We start from the raw sequence: 15434 nt of genomic DNA, 5'->3' as shown, positions 1-15434 counted from the left end.
ACGAACGTATGTTTTTAATATATTCCGTATTTAGCGCGTATATATTGAAGAAAACAATCATATGACGCTATCGCACATAAACCGCACACAAGTCCACCAATGGGAACGCGATCAATATATTACTTTGTACTAATAGCTCAATCCCTTGGCGCTCTAGCGCTGAGGGGTTTTTCTTTTTGTGGGCAAGTACCTATATATTTAAAGAAAAATCAAAGTGCCCACAAAATCCCCCCAAAATGTCCCCCGATTCATTCTTCAGCAACCAATATAAATTATCTGTGCATAACAAAGTATTACATTTGTATAACAAAATAACATAGTAGACTAGTAGGTAGATTTAGTTAAACGTAAACCGTAAAAACTCTCTTTTCATTAAATATAAAGGGAGTTTTTTTATATATGTTACTTAAGCTATGTATTTAATGAATTGTATCACTGCATGTTTGTTATAGCGCAATACGAGTGTCACCTATCTTGTTGTTTCCTATCAAAGGGAGGCTATCGTTAGATTTCTTTCTAAAGGGGAGTAAACTTTATCGAGAATCGAAAGCGAAAGACTTACATAGCAGTCTATTAAGAGAACCTGATAACCATCATAATAAAAGTCATACTAACAATCACACTCTCAGAACTCCACCAACTTTCAAGTACTTTCAAATTAATGTTTCATTTGTATGTTGAAAGTTTCATATAAAAGAGGTATACTTTAATTAAATTTTGAGCAATTTAATTTTAAATAATTAATTGGAGATGTTAATATGGATCAAGCAAAACAACTGGTGACAGAACAACGTACATTTTTTTATACAGGTCAAACTAAAAATATCGAATATCGGATTAATGCGCTTCAACAGCTTAGAAAGGGAATTGAAAAGTATCAGCAACGGATTCAAGATGCACTTCGGGCAGATTTGAACAAATCTGAGGCGGAAGCTTACGGTTCCGAGATTCGCATTGTGCTGGGAGAGCTGGATTTCGCATTAGAACACCTGCAGGAATGGGCTGCACCAAAACAAGTCCCAACGAATTCGGCTATGCCGGATGGGGTGAGCACCATTTACCCTGAACCATACGGAGTGGCGCTTATTATTGCACCTTGGAACTATCCTTTCCAACTGGCCTTCGGTCCACTGATTGGAGCAATTGCAGCCGGTAACTGTGCAGTTATCAAGCCATCTGAATTAACACCAGCCGTGTCTCGTCTGACGTTTGATCTGATTCAGGAGATCTTCCCACAGGAGTATATTGCCGTTATGGAAGGGGAAGTTGAGGCTAGCACAGCATTGTTGAAAGAGAAGTTTGATTATATTTTCTTCACAGGCAGTACAGGTATAGGCCGCATTGTTATGAAGGCAGCTGCAGAGCACCTGACTCCTGTAACTCTTGAGTTGGGCGGTAAAAGTCCTGCTATTGTCCATAGTGATGCAGATCTGAAGCTGGTAGCCCAACGTATTGTTCGTGGTAAGTTCCTGAATGCTGGGCAAACTTGCGTTGCTCCAGATTATTTGCTTGTACATGAACAAGTTCATGACGAATTGATCAATCTGATTGGCGCAGAGATCAAAGATAAATTTGGAGATGATGTGCTCCAGAACGCTGATTTCCCGCATATTGTCAACGCACGTAACTTCGATCGGTTATCGAAATTCCTCACAGATGGTACAACGCTCTTAGGTGGACGTTCTGTACGTGAGCAATTGCTTATTGAGCCGACTGTGCTTGGAAATGTGAACTGGGAATCACCTGTCATGCAAGAAGAGATATTCGGTCCGATTCTTCCTGTATTTACGTACAATGACCTCAACCCGATGCTGGATGAGATTGTACGCCGGCCAAAACCATTGGCGCTATATCTCTTCACACAGAATGAGCAACTGCAGGAACAGGTTCTTAATCAAGTATCCTTCGGTGGGGGATGTATTAATGACACACTTTCTCATATGACATCACATTATCTCCCGTTTGGTGGTGTAGGAGAGAGTGGTATGGGCTCATATCACGGACAACAGAGCTTTGATGTATTTTCCCATCACAAAAGTGTTCTGAAACGCAGTGAATAATTAGCCAATAAAATAACATAAACATGAAAAAAAGAGGTTGTCCTGTTCATCAGGACAACCTCTTTTCGTATTTCATGCATTGCATCTAATTTTGTTACTCAAGTTAAATATTAATGAATATCTCGGAAAAGGCCGATGACTTTACCCAGAATACTAACATGTTTCAAACGTAAAGGTTCAAAGGTCGCATTCTCCGGTTGAAGGCGAATATGATCTTTCTCTTTATAGAACGTTTTCACTGTAGCTTCATCATCTTCAGTCATTGCGACTACAATATCACCGTTATCAGCAGTTTGCTGTTGACGGACAATAACATAATCTCCGTTAACGATTCCAGCTTCCACCATACTATCTCCGACTACCGAAAGCATAAATACTTTCTGTTCGCCTACATAATGCGTAGGAAGAGGGAAGTAGTCTTCAATGTTCTCGGTTGCAGTAATCGGAACACCCGCTGTAACCTTACCAACGACAGGAATACGTGCAACGCTATGAGCAAATTGATGAGAGTGCTCCGATTCTTCCTGGCTCAAAAGCTCAATAGCTCTTGGCTTGGTAGGGTCGCGTCGGATCAAACCTTTTTTCTCCAAACGATCCAAATGTCCATGTACTGTTGAGCTGGAAGCCAGTCCAACCGCTTCACCAATTTCTCGTACGGAAGGAGGATACCCCTTCAACCGGACTTCATTTCGTATAAACTCCAGAATAGCCTGCTGCCTGCTGGATATCTTCGACATACCGTATCAACCCCATTTTAGTAACGTTTGGGAAAATTATAACATAGAACCTCCGTTCGTACAAACATAAGTTCTAAATAAAATGCCATTAAATCAGTGTTTTTTAACTATTAGAACAGAATTTGTCCAAAAGTCGGAGCAAAATACTGCAAATGCTTTATACATGACTTCAATTCAGATATTTCTCCTTCGAAAAATAAGCGAACAATTGTTCTAAAAACCTATTGAACAAAACAAGTGTTCGTGTTATATTGATTCCAACAGATAGGAACAAACGTTTGGAGGCGGCTATTTAATGAGATATTCTACTTATCAAAGCATTTATGAACCGATGAATTCGGAACTGGTGAAGTCTAACATAGGGAACTACAAGAAGGTTTTAGCACGTTTCAAGATTTCTTCATGGATGTTAAAGGTAGCCATTACTTCTTTGATTATATTTATTGGATGCAGCACTGTTTTAACTGTATTTGCTGGCAATGAGAATGATGTTCTGCCTGGAGGAAAGATAGCCGTTTCACAAGGGGAAACATTATGGAGTATTTCTTTGGAACATAAACCGATGAATATGGATACACGTATTTATATAGAAGCAATTAAGAAAGTGAATCAACTTCAGACGACTTCGATCCAAGTGGGACAAGTTTTAGCTCTACCGCAATTTGCAGAATAAAATGCACATGAATGAGTGTTAGTGCGTGTCAGCTTGACAAGCTGCCTTTATCATGGCAAAGTTAATATGACTTTGTATTTTTGGAGGGGACAAGCTTGGATATAGATAGTCTGGTAGCACGCATTAATGAATTGGCTCGTAAGCAAAAGTCCACTGGTTTGTCAGAGGAAGAACTTGCTGAACGTGCCGAACTAAGAGAGATTTATTTGAGTAATATTCGCAGCAATTTCAGACAGCAACTGGATACCATTGAGATTGTTGATGATGAGAATGACAAAGGCCACCAAGGCAAACTCAAACACTAACGAAACCTATGATATCATTTATGATATTTAGGTTTCTTCCTGTTATTTTGAGTGTGCAATCTATAGGGGGAAATGTTGGTTTACAGTTATGTAAGCCGATACAAAGACACATAAGGGGGATTCTCATGTCGCGTTCGTTCGAGAGAACGGTTAAGAAAAATTCCAAGCAGTTAAATCAGCAACGCAAAAAAAGTGGTCAACCAATTACAGGTACACCAGGTGAAGAAGTCTTTAAAGGACGCAGCCTGTTGTTCCCTATATTTTTGATCGGTCTCGCCTTTTTGTATCTGTTTATGAGCACATTCCTTGTACAAGCTCCAATGACAACTTGGGACTGGGTGACCATGCTGCTTTACGTATTTTTAGCTGTCATCTTCATGCTTCGTCGTCCGTACATCAAGATTAGCAGTAATCGGATTATTACGACGAAGGGTAACCGTGAACGTTCAATCGGCGTTGACGATATCGTAAAATTCAGAATTGAACCAGGTACAATCGTTATTGAACATAACAGTCGCGGTAAAAGATGGGTGTTTACCAAGTTATTGAACCGCTACGATACAGATGCGATTGCAGAACGTTTGTTGAAGTTTGCAAAAGCACACCAGATCACCGTGGAAACCGTCGAAAAGTAATTATTGCATAAAGGGGTAGATGATCGGAATGGCGTTAAAAGCGATTTTGTTCGACCTAGATGATACTTTATTATGGGATGAGCGTAGTGTTCGAGAAGCTTTTCATGAGACTTGTCTAATCGCAGCGCAAGAGACTGGGGTTAAACCGGAAGAACTTGAAGAAGCCGTTCGTAACGAGGCACGTGGACTGTATGAATCATATGAGACCTTTCCTTTTACCAAAATGATTGGAATCAATCCGTTTGAAGGACTATGGGCTAACTTTACTGGTGGGGATCAACCTGAGTTCCGTCAGTTGGAACAGCTTGCTCCTGTTTACCGTAAAGAATCCTGGCGTCGTGGCTTGTTGAAGTTAGGTGTAGATCGGGAAGATCTTGCTGAACAGCTTGCCTCACAGTTTGGAGTAGAACGGAGATCCAGACCCCATGTGTACGAAGAAACGATGGATACCTTGCGTAAGTTGCAAGGAGATTACAAACTTTTGTTGTTAACGAACGGTTGTCCTGCTTTGCAACAAGAGAAGTTGGACGGTGTGCCTGAATTGACTCCTTTCTTTGATGAGATTATTATCTCGGGTAACTTTGGAAAAGGAAAACCGGATCCATCCATATTTGAACATGCTTTGAGTAAACTGGGTGTTAAACCTGAAGAGAGCATGATGGTTGGAGACAAGTTGACGACTGATATTCGTGGTGCTTTATCATCTGGCATCCAATCCGTATGGATTAACCGTGAGCATAAGACCAACAATGAAACGTATGCGCCTGACCATGAAATAACGCATTTATCTGAACTGGATCAGCTTATAGCTAATTTCTGAGCAGATCAGCTATAACATCTTTCCTCAGCACCCTGAAACATTGGAAGCTTCAATGAACGATGATGTCGTTCGTGAAGTTACCAATGTTTTTTTATTTGGGCAGGTTGGCTAATTGACCTTGTTAAATGAGATAACAATTATATTTGCTAAAAGTTATTGAAATTAGGAGGAAGCTGGATTAGAATATAACTAACATACTAGTATGACTAGTATTTAGATTGTCCTAGAGCAATTTCTTTTGACTTACTTCATTTGAATGAAAGCAGGAGTTGTTGCTTATTATTATTTTAGACATATTGTAAGCGCTTCACCTATTATGAACACCTTCTTTTGATTTGGAGATCACACCACCTATTAAGTGCTAATGAATGATGTGAAGCACTTTGGATTGTGTGATTCTACATAACACATTAAAATGACATCGCTTACATTTAGCTACTATCTATTTCGCAGTGGGGGTGAAGTTGAGGGATTGGTTGTCTTCTACAAAAAGAAGAAGCGATGGGAGTTGTACATGAATTCGTTTTTACCTATCAAGTCCTGGATCGGAGTGAAAAAACATGGAGTCGGAAACCGCTAAAACAACACTAACCATGACATCTTTACGTAAAGAGAGCAGATTACAAACCGCAGGAACCTTGTTCCGCAAAGACTGGCAGCTGTATTCACTATTAATCCTTCCCATCATCTACCTCATTATTTTTAAATATGGACCGATGATTGGTAATGTGATTGCCTTCAGACGTTTTGTTCCGGGGGGCAGTATATTTGGAGAAACATGGGTTGGGTTAAGATACTTCAAAATGTTTATTGAAGACCCTACCTTCTGGAGAGTATTCGGTAATACGCTGATGTTGGGCGGACTCGCGTTGCTCTTTACATTCCCGGTTCCCATCATTTTTGCCTTGATGCTTAACGAAGTGAAGAGTAAACGATTCAAAAAGTTTGTACAGACCGCGTCTTATCTGCCTCACTTTCTGTCCATCGTTATCGTTGCAGGTATGATCCTGCAGTTGACAGCAGTGAATGGTTCCATTAATGGACTGGTGGCTTTTTTCACCGGAGACAATATACCTTTTATGCAGCGGGCTGAGTGGTTCAGAACAATCTACATCACGTCAGAGGTATGGCAGGGTATGGGTTGGGGAGCGATACTGTATCTCGCCGCACTGACAACCATTGATGATTCTTTGTATGAAGCTGCACGTATTGATGGTGCCAACCGCTGGAAGCAAACGATTCACGTAACGATTCCAGGAATCTTGCCAACGATTGTGACGTTGTTGATCTTGAACATGGGTAATTTCCTGGCTGTTGGATTTGAAAAAATCTTACTCTTGTACAATCCGCTGATCTACGAGACATCTGATGTGATCTCCACTTACCTGTATCGGGTCGGACTGGAATCCAGTAACTTCAGTTATGCTACCGCAATTGGCTTGTTCGAATCGCTGATCGGTCTGATTCTGGTGTTCTCCGTAAATGCCATTTCACGCAGACTGACACAAAGAAGCTTATGGTAAAGGAGGAGCACCATGCAGGAATCCAGATCTTACAAGGTATTTAAAGTATTTAATGTCATCTTTCTGCTGTTCGTGGTATTTATAACGCTCTATCCATTCTTGAATGTCGTAGCACAATCCTTCAGTAGTGAGTCCTATATTAACTCAGGCAAAGTAAGTTTGTTCCCAAGAGGATTCAATGTGGAGACATACAAGACCATCTCACGTGACAGTATGTTCTGGACCAATTATAAAAATACGATTATTTACACCGTGGTAGGTACGTTGATTTCGATGTTCATGACAACTATCTTCGCCTATGCCTTATCCAAAAAGAGGTTGATGGGCCGCAAGTTTTTGACAATGTTCGCCGTGTTCACGATGTTCTTCAGTGGTGGATTGATTCCAAACTATGTCTTGATTAATTCCCTTGGATTCAATAACACCATGTGGGCGCTTGTTGTTCCTGGCGCAATTAGCATATACAACATGTTGATCATGAAGTCATTTTTTGAAAATATGCCTGAAGAACTGGAGGAAGCTGCCTCCATTGATGGGTTAAATACCTACGGAATCTTGTTACGCATTATCTTGCCGCTGAGTAAAGCCGTTATGGCAACCATGGTACTGTTCTACGCAGTAGGTCATTGGAACTCCTGGTTCCCAGCCTTTCTGTATTTGGATAAAAAAGAACTGTTCCCGGTCACCATTTATTTGCGCAACATGATTGCTGGAGCGACCAGCGGGGCTTCTGCCGGTGCAACCTCAGCTGATAACCTGACACAGATTGCTGCCAATATTAAGTCAGTAACGATGGTATTAACCATCTTGCCGATACTCACCATCTATCCATTTGTGCAAAGATACTTTGTAACCGGTATCATGTTGGGGTCTGTTAAACAGTAATGCTTAGCAGACAGAATGATTCACATGATTAACTTTTAAAGGTAGCTTAGAAAGTTCTAAGGCAAGGTCAACCTAAACCAAATTCAGGGGGATAACCTAAATGAATCAAAAGCCACGTAAGTTTGTCGGTAAAATGGTTTTGGCAACAATGATGACCGTCGTTCTGGCTGCATGTAGTAGCGGTACTGGTGCTGGAGGTGACGTCACAGAAGTTCAGACCAACGCTGCAATGGAGACGTACAATGTAGGAGATACATTCAAGGCGACTGAGCCGTTTAATCTCTCCATACTTTATAGTGATCAACCTAGTTATCCATATAAAAAAGACTGGTTGCTTTTTGATAAAATTACCGAACTGACGGGTGTTACGCTTGAGCCAACGATTGTACCGATGAGCGATTATTCTCAGAAGAGATCTCTGTTGATTAGCTCTGGTGATGCACCACTGGTTATTCCTAAAACCTATCCAGGTGAAGAGTCTGCATTTGTATCTTCCGGTGCGATCTTGCCGATTAGCGATTATATTGATTTGATGCCGAACTTCAAGGATAAAGTGGAGAAATGGGGTTTGGAAGATGAACTCGAAGGACTTCGACAGGAAGATGGAAAGTACTATGTACTTCCAGGTCTGCATGAAGAAGTATGGCCGGATTATACGCTGCTTGTAAGAACGGATGTCTTTGAGGAAAATAACATCGCTATCCCGACCACATGGGACGAATTGTATGATGCAGCCAAAAAACTGAAAGAGATCTATCCCGATTCCATTCCATTTTCGGACCGATTCCAATTCAATAGTACGTTGAACATCGCTGCTACTGGCTTTGGTACCAAGGGTGGATGGGGTTTTGGTAACGGATTGACGTATAAGGAAGATCAAGATCAATTTGTGTACACGGCTACAACACCAGAATACAAAGAGATGCTAACGTATTTTAACAAGTTGGTATCCGAAGGGCTGCTCGATAAGGAAAGTTTTACACAGGATGATGATCAGGCTGTACAGAAATTTGTATCCGGCAAATCATTCATGATTAATGGTAATTCCCAGACCGTTGTATTGCACCGAAATGATATGAACAAAACGCTCGGAGAGGGTAAATTCTCGGTTGCGAAGATTACAGTACCAGGTGGGCCAAAAGGCCAGCTGATGTCAGGGTCCAGACTTGAAAACGGTGTCATGATATCTGGGAAAATACAAAAGAGTGAAAATTTCAAAGCCATTATGCAATTTGTTGATTGGCTATATTACAGTGATGAAGGTCAAGAGTTTGCCAAGTGGGGCGTAGAAGGCGAAACATTCACCAAAGAGGGCGGAACACGTAAATTGGTAGAAGACGTGAATTACAATGGTTTGAATCCAAAAGGTACGAAGGATCTGCGTATTGACTTTGGCTTCTCTGGTGGTGTATTTGCCTACGGAGGAACCACAGATCTGCTGCAATCGATGTTTAGTGAAGAAGAGTTGAAGTTCCAGCAAGACATGAAGGATACCAAGGAAGTTATCCCGGCAGAACCACCAATTCCATACTCTTCCGAGGACCGTGAACGGGTGACACTTCTGAGTACACCACTGAAAGACTACTCTGACCAGAATACACTTAAATTTATTTTGGGTGAACGGAACTTGTCTGAATTCGATACGTTTGCCAAAGAGCTGGACAGTCAGGGGCTAACCAATTATCTGAAGCTGGCCAATGACACGTACCAAGCCTATAAAGAAAACAAGCAATAATATAGTTGATGCTGGCCGGATTACCGTTTCACGCCGATATTTAAGTGGAACGGTAATTTGTGCTAAGATAAATGAATACGGCTGAGAGAAAGAGGTCTAGGCATGTCACTTAATCAAAAAATTAGAGGCTCGACCCGGGCATATTCATATAACCTGTTAAAAGAACGAATTCTTCATCTGGAACTTAAGCCGGGTACCAAGATTTCAGAGAAAGAGATTGCAGATGAACTGCAGGTGAGCAGAACACCTGTGCGAGAAGCATTCATGAAGCTTGCTGAAGAAGAACTGCTGGACATTATTCCACAGAGTGGAACGATCGTCTCTCATATTAATCTCGAGCATGTGGAAGAAGGCAGGTTTATGCGGGAAAAGATGGAGAAGGAAATCGTGACGTTGGCTTGCGCTTCTTTTCCTGAAGAGTTTAGATTTAGACTCGAAACCAACATTGCTATGCAGGAAGTATGTATAGGGAAAAACAATTTCTATCGACTGTTCGAACTGGATGAAGAGTTTCATCAGATTTTGTTCCAGGGTACGGGTAAGCTGAGAACGTGGAAAATGTTGCAACAGCTGAATATTCCGTTTAATCGGTTGCGTTTATTACGTCTAGCGGAAGACTCCAACCTGGAGGTCATTATCTCTCAACACAAAGAGATTTATCGCCTTATCACAGAGCGCAAGACGGAGCAAGCGGTTCAGGTGATGGAAGCTCATCTCAGACTGGTTGTTATTGAACAGGAATCGATAAAAGCGAAATACCCGCATTATTTTATATAATGCACCGATGTTGTATAATACTCTCCATATGCATATGCGAAAACCCCTGTTCAATTGAACAGGGGTTTTCGGTTAAGCAGGTCGTCACACGAGAGTGTTATGCTTGTTTGATAAATGTAGGATCAGGGTATGGATCTGCAATCCAGCCATCTTTTTCGATGAACAGACGTACAGCAATAATTTGTTTGTTCTCCATTAAAGTGAAGAAGTGCGGTGTATTCTCAGGTACAGAGATGACGTCTCCAGGAGACAGTTCTACATTAAAGTAGCCCACATCATCTGTAGCTTTGATAACAAAGATTCCTTTACCAGCGACAATCGCCCGGATTTCATCTTCAGCGTGGGTGTGGATCTCTTCGAACTTGGCCAGCTTTTCTTCGATATCTGGTGTTTGTTCAGACAGCGTGATGACATCCCAGATTTGGTATCCGCGACGTGCAGCCAAATCTCTGATTTCATAATCGTAAGTTTCCAAAACTTCGGCTTTCTGATCATCAGTCAATCCAAAGTTATTTTGCAGATCCGTGTTCAGTTTGGATGCGTCCCACTTCTCATATAATACTTCGTATTTGTTCAAGAAATTTCGAACGTTTTCGTCACCAGTGATGCGTTCGTTCGTATTTCGGATTACAATTTCAGCCATGTTCTTTCCCTCTTTTCCACTTGGTTTAATTGAATTATATCGGATTGCTCTGTTTTTGTCGATTCTCAAATTCCGTTCATATTCGAGCAAACCCGCCATCTTTCGGGAGAAAACCCGATCTTTCACATTAAGTTAGTTTCTGTTAAACTAAGATTTAACGTTTTGCGGGGGTGAAGATATTGGATAAGATTAGTCTACACGAAGCATTAAAACAACGAATATTAATCCTCGACGGTGCAATGGGGACCATGATTCAACAAGTTGATCTGACTGGCGAAGATTTTGGTGGCGAAGATTTGGATGGATGTAATGAAATGTTGGTGCTTACTCGTCCAGAGCTGATCCAGCGCATTCATGAAGAGTATCTGGAGGCCGGCGCCGATTTAATTGAAACCAATACATTTGGTGCGACATCTGTCGTGCTTGCTGAATACGATATTCAGGATCGGGCACGCGAGATTAACCTGGAAGCAGCTAGAATTGCGAAAGCTGCAGTTGATCGTTTCTCTACACCGGAATCTCCACGTTATGTGGTAGGTGCGATGGGACCAACAACCAAAACACTGTCTGTAACTGGAGGCGTAACGTTCCAGGAACTTATCGACAGTTATTTGGAGCAAGCGCTTGCTTTAATAGAGGGAGGCGTTGATGCGCTACTGCTTGAAACCTCACAGGATACCCTCAATGTAAAAGCAGGCAGCATTGGAATTCAGCAGGCCTTCGAACAGAGTGGTGTTACACTGCCCCTGATGATATCAGGAACGATAGAACCGATGGGAACGACCCTTGCGGGTCAGAACATCGAATCCTTTTATATATCCTTAGAACACCTTAACCCAATTTCGGTAGGACTAAACTGTGCTACAGGTCCGGAGTTCATGCGTGATCACATTCGTTCGCTTTCCGGAATGGCATCGGTTGCCGTTAGTTGTTACCCGAACGCAGGACTTCCTGATGAGAACGGTAATTACCATGAGTCACCAGACTCGCTTGCTCAGAAGATTGGTGCTTTTGCCGAACAGGGCTGGTTGAATATCGCTGGTGGATGTTGCGGGACAACCCCTGCACATATTCGGGCTATGCGCGATACACTTGCCCAGTACCCCCCAAGAGAAATGAACGGAACACATCCACCTGCGTTGTCCGGTATAGAACCGATCTATATCGAGCAGGACAATCGTCCATACATGGTTGGTGAGCGTACGAATGTATTGGGTTCACGGAAATTTAAACGACTTATTGTAGAAGGAAAATATGAAGAAGCTTCAGAAATTGCTCGTGCTCAAGTGAAAAATGGAGCGCATATTGTCGACGTGTGTGTACAAGACCCGGACCGCGAAGAGTCTGAAGACATGGTGAAGTTCCTTGAACTGGTTGTGAAAAAAGTAAAAGTACCTCTCATGATCGATACAACAGATGCTTCCGTAATCGATCTGGCCCTCCAGTACTCTCAAGGTAAAGCGATAATTAACTCCATTAACCTTGAGGATGGCGAAGAGAAATTTGAGCTGATCACGCCGTTGCTTCATAAGTACGGTGGTGCGGTTGTCGTCGGAACGATTGATGAACGGGGTCAGGCGATTAGTCGGGAGGACAAACTGGACGTAGCCAAACGCTCTTACGATCTGCTGGTGAACAAGTATGGACTGAAACCAGAAGACCTCATTTTCGATACGTTGGTGTTCCCGGTAGGTACGGGAGATGAACAGTACATCGGTTCAGCCAAAGAAACCATTGAAGGTATAAGAGTGATTAAGGAAGCGATGCCAGAATGTCATACGATACTCGGGATCAGTAACATTTCATTCGGACTGCCAGAAGCAGGCCGTGAAGTGCTGAACTCTGTATTTTTGTATGAATGTACCAAAGCAGGTCTCGACTATGCCATCGTAAACACAGAGAAATTGGAGCGTTATGCATCCATTCCTGAAGAAGAACGTAGGCTCTCGGAAGAGCTTTTATATAACACGAATGATGAAACACTTGCGGCGTTTGTAGCGGCGTTCCGTAATAAGAAGGTTGAGAAGAAGGAAAAAATCTCGAACCTTTCATTAGAAGAGCGTCTTGCTTCATATGTTGTGGAAGGAAGCAAAGAAGGATTGCTGCCGGATCTTGAACAGGCACTTGCCAAATACACAGCACTTCAAGTGATTAACGGTCCACTGATGCGGGGTATGGAGGAAGTAGGTCGTCTCTTTAACAACAATGAGTTGATTGTAGCTGAGGTGTTGCAGAGTGCGGAAGTGATGAAGGCTTCTGTAGCATATCTGGAGCAGTTCATGGAGAAGAACGAAACTTCGGTTAAAGGCAAAATCATTCTGGCCACGGTCAAGGGTGATGTGCATGACATCGGCAAGAACCTGGTAGAGATCATCCTGTCCAATAACGGTTACCGTATCATTAATTTGGGTATAAAAGTACCACCAGAACGTATCATTGAGGCGTACCGAGAAGAAAAAGTCGATGCGATCGGCCTCTCGGGTCTATTGGTAAAATCAGCGCAACAGATGATTCTTACCGCTCAGGATTTGCGAACAGCAGGTATTGATGTACCTATTATGGTTGGCGGAGCGGCGTTGACACGTAAATTCACCAAAAATCGTATCCGTCCTGAATATAACGGAATGGTTGTATATGCTAAAGATGCGATGGATGGTCTGGATCTGGCGAACAAATTGATGAATCCCGTTACACGTGAAGCGATGCAACTGGAGATGGAAGCTGAAAAAGAAGCTGATGCTTCAGGTGCTGTAGCTGTTCAGGCTCTTCCAGAGCTTACGCGAGTGGAGCGTTCGGATATTGCTGTAGATAATCCGGTTCTTGTACCGCCTGATCTGGAGCGTCATACGATGCGCAACTATCCGTTATCACATATCCTGCCATACGTGAACATGCAGATGTTGCTTGGACACCATCTGGGGTTGCGCGGTTCAGTAGAACAACTGCTTGCTTCAGGTGATAAGAAGGCTACCGATCTGAAAGCAGTCGTGGATGATATCATGCAAGAGGCTGTTCGTGACGGGATTATTCAGGCGCATGCCATGTATCGTTTCTTCCCAGCTCAGTCCAGTGGAAACAGCGTCATTATCTATGATCCAAAGGATACAAGTAATATTTTGCATACCTTTACGTTCCCACGTCAAAAAGTCGAGCCGTTCCTATGCCTGTCCGACTTCCTGAAGCCTGTTGAATCCGGTCAGATGGATTACGTTGGTTTCATGGTTGTTACTGCCGGACATGGTGTGCGTGAACTATCCACAGCGTGGAAAGATCAAGGGGATTACCTTCGCTCGCATGCTCTGCAATCCGTAGCACTCGAGGTAGCAGAGGGATTAGCTGAGCGTGTGCATCATATGATGAGAGATATCTGGGGATTCCCTGATTCTGCTCAGATGACCATGAAGCAACGTCATGGTGCACGTTATCAGGGGATCAGGGTATCCTTTGGATATCCGGCTTGTCCGGATCTGGAAGATCAAGGGCCGTTGTTCAAGTTGCTACAGCCTGAGGATATCGGTGTGGAATTGACGGAAGGTTTCATGATGGAACCTGAAGCATCTGTATCAGCGATGGTGTTCAGCCATCCGCAAGCCAAGTATTTTAACGTAGAAAAGGCATAAATCAGTAGAGTGTCAGGCAAAGCCCTCCGCATTGTCGGAGGTTTTTTGCTGGCAACAGAAAGAGGTGCGATCCAGAATGGAACTATATTTCCTGGGAACTAATGCTGGTGTACCTACGCTTCAACGGAATGTAACTTCCATTGGGCTACGCATGTTGGATGAACGCAGAGCTTTGTGGTTGTTTGACTGCGGGGAAGGAACACAGCACCAGATTTTAAGTTCTCCGCTTAAACTAAGCAAATTGGAGAAAATATTCATTACTCACCTGCATGGTGATCATGTATTTGGACTTCCAGGACTGCTTTCAAGCAGAGCCTATCAAGGTGGCACCACACCATTAACGGTATATGGTCCGCCAGGTACGGATCGAATGATTAGTACAACAATGGAGCTTAGCCAATCCCGGGTTAACTATGAGTTGAATATCGTGGAACATACGGGCGGCGTACTCTTTGAAGATGACAGTTTTATCGTGGAAGCTGCTTTGCTTGAGCATCGGATTGACAGCTATGGATACCGGATCACGGAAAAAGATCGTCCAGGCAGCCTGGACCCAGCCAAATTGGCGGAATATGGTTTGAAACCAGGCCCATTGTTCGGCCGACTGAAACGTGGAGAAACCATTACGCTGGATAACGGTCAGTCGCTTCGTCCAGAAGATGTATTGGGAGCGCCAAAACGCGGCATGGTGATCACCATATTGGGTGATACTCGTCCATGTGACAATGTACAGCCTCTGTCCATCAATGCAGATGTACTTGTACATGAAGCTACATTCATGCATGATCTGGCCGATACAGCGCATGAGTACTATCATAGTACTTCAAAACAAGCGGCAGAAGCGGCTAGAGCAGCGAATGTCGGGCAATTGATCATGACTCACTTCAGCTCTCGTTATAAAGATGAAGATCAACTGCAGCCACTTTTGGAAGAAGCACAGTCCGTATTCCCCAATACCAGACTTGCAAACGAACACCAGCTTATTCCTGTCGTGCATCGCAAGCAAGAAACTTAACCATGA

13 protein-coding genes are annotated in these 15434 nt (G+C 42.9%); 11 read left to right on the top strand and 2 right to left on the bottom strand.

The window, feature by feature from the left end; all coding sequences use genetic code 11:
* The first annotated feature begins 758 nt into the window (after window positions 1-758).
* The gene (locus MKX75_RS16765) at window positions 759-2060 is read left to right on the top strand and encodes an aldehyde dehydrogenase (protein WP_339166073.1); all 1302 of its coding nucleotides are present in this window, start codon (window positions 759-761) and stop codon (window positions 2058-2060) included.
* 110 nt (window positions 2061-2170) lie between these two features.
* Here MKX75_RS16765 and lexA read toward each other — a convergent pair whose 3' ends face one another.
* Complete coding sequence (gene lexA / locus MKX75_RS16760) at window positions 2171-2797, bottom strand: transcriptional repressor LexA (RefSeq protein ID WP_017688034.1); 627 nt, start codon at window positions 2795-2797, stop codon at window positions 2171-2173.
* 295 nt (window positions 2798-3092) lie between these two features.
* Between lexA and MKX75_RS16755 the strand changes: the two genes are divergently transcribed.
* The 8 genes from MKX75_RS16755 (at window position 3093) to MKX75_RS16720 (ending at window position 10150) form a co-directional block, all read left to right on the top strand.
* Window positions 3093-3470: a LysM peptidoglycan-binding domain-containing protein gene (locus MKX75_RS16755; protein WP_145148427.1), complete on the top strand. Its 378-nt coding sequence runs from the start codon at window positions 3093-3095 to the stop codon at window positions 3468-3470.
* A 95-nt stretch (window positions 3471-3565) separates the two neighbouring features.
* Complete coding sequence (locus MKX75_RS16750) at window positions 3566-3775, top strand: DUF896 domain-containing protein (RefSeq protein WP_017688036.1); 210 nt, start codon at window positions 3566-3568, stop codon at window positions 3773-3775.
* A gap of 125 nt (window positions 3776-3900) precedes the next feature.
* Window positions 3901-4410, top strand: a complete 510-nt coding sequence (locus tag MKX75_RS16745) for a hypothetical protein (RefSeq protein ID WP_062834910.1) — start codon at window positions 3901-3903, stop codon at window positions 4408-4410.
* 28 nt (window positions 4411-4438) lie between these two features.
* Entirely contained in the window at window positions 4439-5230 is a 792-nt protein-coding gene (locus tag MKX75_RS16740) for an HAD family hydrolase (protein WP_339166071.1), read from the top strand.
* Window positions 5231-5790: 560 nt separating this feature from the next.
* Window positions 5791-6753, top strand: a complete 963-nt coding sequence (locus MKX75_RS16735) for an ABC transporter permease subunit (protein ID WP_339166069.1) — start codon at window positions 5791-5793, stop codon at window positions 6751-6753.
* Between the two features lie 12 nt (window positions 6754-6765).
* The gene (locus MKX75_RS16730; RefSeq protein ID WP_036613592.1) at window positions 6766-7638 is read left to right on the top strand and encodes a carbohydrate ABC transporter permease; all 873 of its coding nucleotides are present in this window, start codon (window positions 6766-6768) and stop codon (window positions 7636-7638) included.
* Window positions 7639-7738: 100 nt separating this feature from the next.
* Window positions 7739-9373 (top strand): extracellular solute-binding protein, encoded by a 1635-nt coding sequence (locus tag MKX75_RS16725; protein ID WP_339166068.1) that lies wholly within the window; start codon window positions 7739-7741, stop codon window positions 9371-9373.
* A 102-nt stretch (window positions 9374-9475) separates the two neighbouring features.
* Window positions 9476-10150 carry a GntR family transcriptional regulator gene (locus MKX75_RS16720; RefSeq protein ID WP_076331542.1) on the top strand — a complete coding sequence of 225 codons (675 nt, stop codon included), beginning with the start codon at window positions 9476-9478 and terminating at the stop codon, window positions 10148-10150.
* A gap of 97 nt (window positions 10151-10247) precedes the next feature.
* Here MKX75_RS16720 and MKX75_RS16715 read toward each other — a convergent pair whose 3' ends face one another.
* Window positions 10248-10793 (bottom strand): cupin domain-containing protein, encoded by a 546-nt coding sequence (locus tag MKX75_RS16715; RefSeq protein WP_062834905.1) that lies wholly within the window; start codon window positions 10791-10793, stop codon window positions 10248-10250.
* A 179-nt stretch (window positions 10794-10972) separates the two neighbouring features.
* Here MKX75_RS16715 and metH point away from each other — a divergent pair, with 179 nt between their 5' ends.
* Window positions 10973-14413 carry a methionine synthase gene (gene metH / locus MKX75_RS16710; RefSeq protein ID WP_145148421.1) on the top strand — a complete coding sequence of 1147 codons (3441 nt, stop codon included), beginning with the start codon at window positions 10973-10975 and terminating at the stop codon, window positions 14411-14413.
* Between the two features lie 76 nt (window positions 14414-14489).
* Window positions 14490-15428, top strand: coding sequence for a ribonuclease Z (gene rnz / locus MKX75_RS16705; protein WP_076331544.1), 939 nt, complete (start codon window positions 14490-14492; stop codon window positions 15426-15428).
* Window positions 15429-15434 lie beyond the last annotated feature (6 nt).

The organism is Paenibacillus sp. FSL R5-0341, assembly GCF_037975235.1.
In the GTDB taxonomy this organism is placed as follows: Bacteria; Bacillota; Bacilli; order Paenibacillales; family Paenibacillaceae; genus Paenibacillus; species Paenibacillus amylolyticus_A.
The sequence above is the reverse complement of the archived record's forward strand: the minus strand, read 5'-3'. Positions and strand labels throughout refer to the sequence as shown.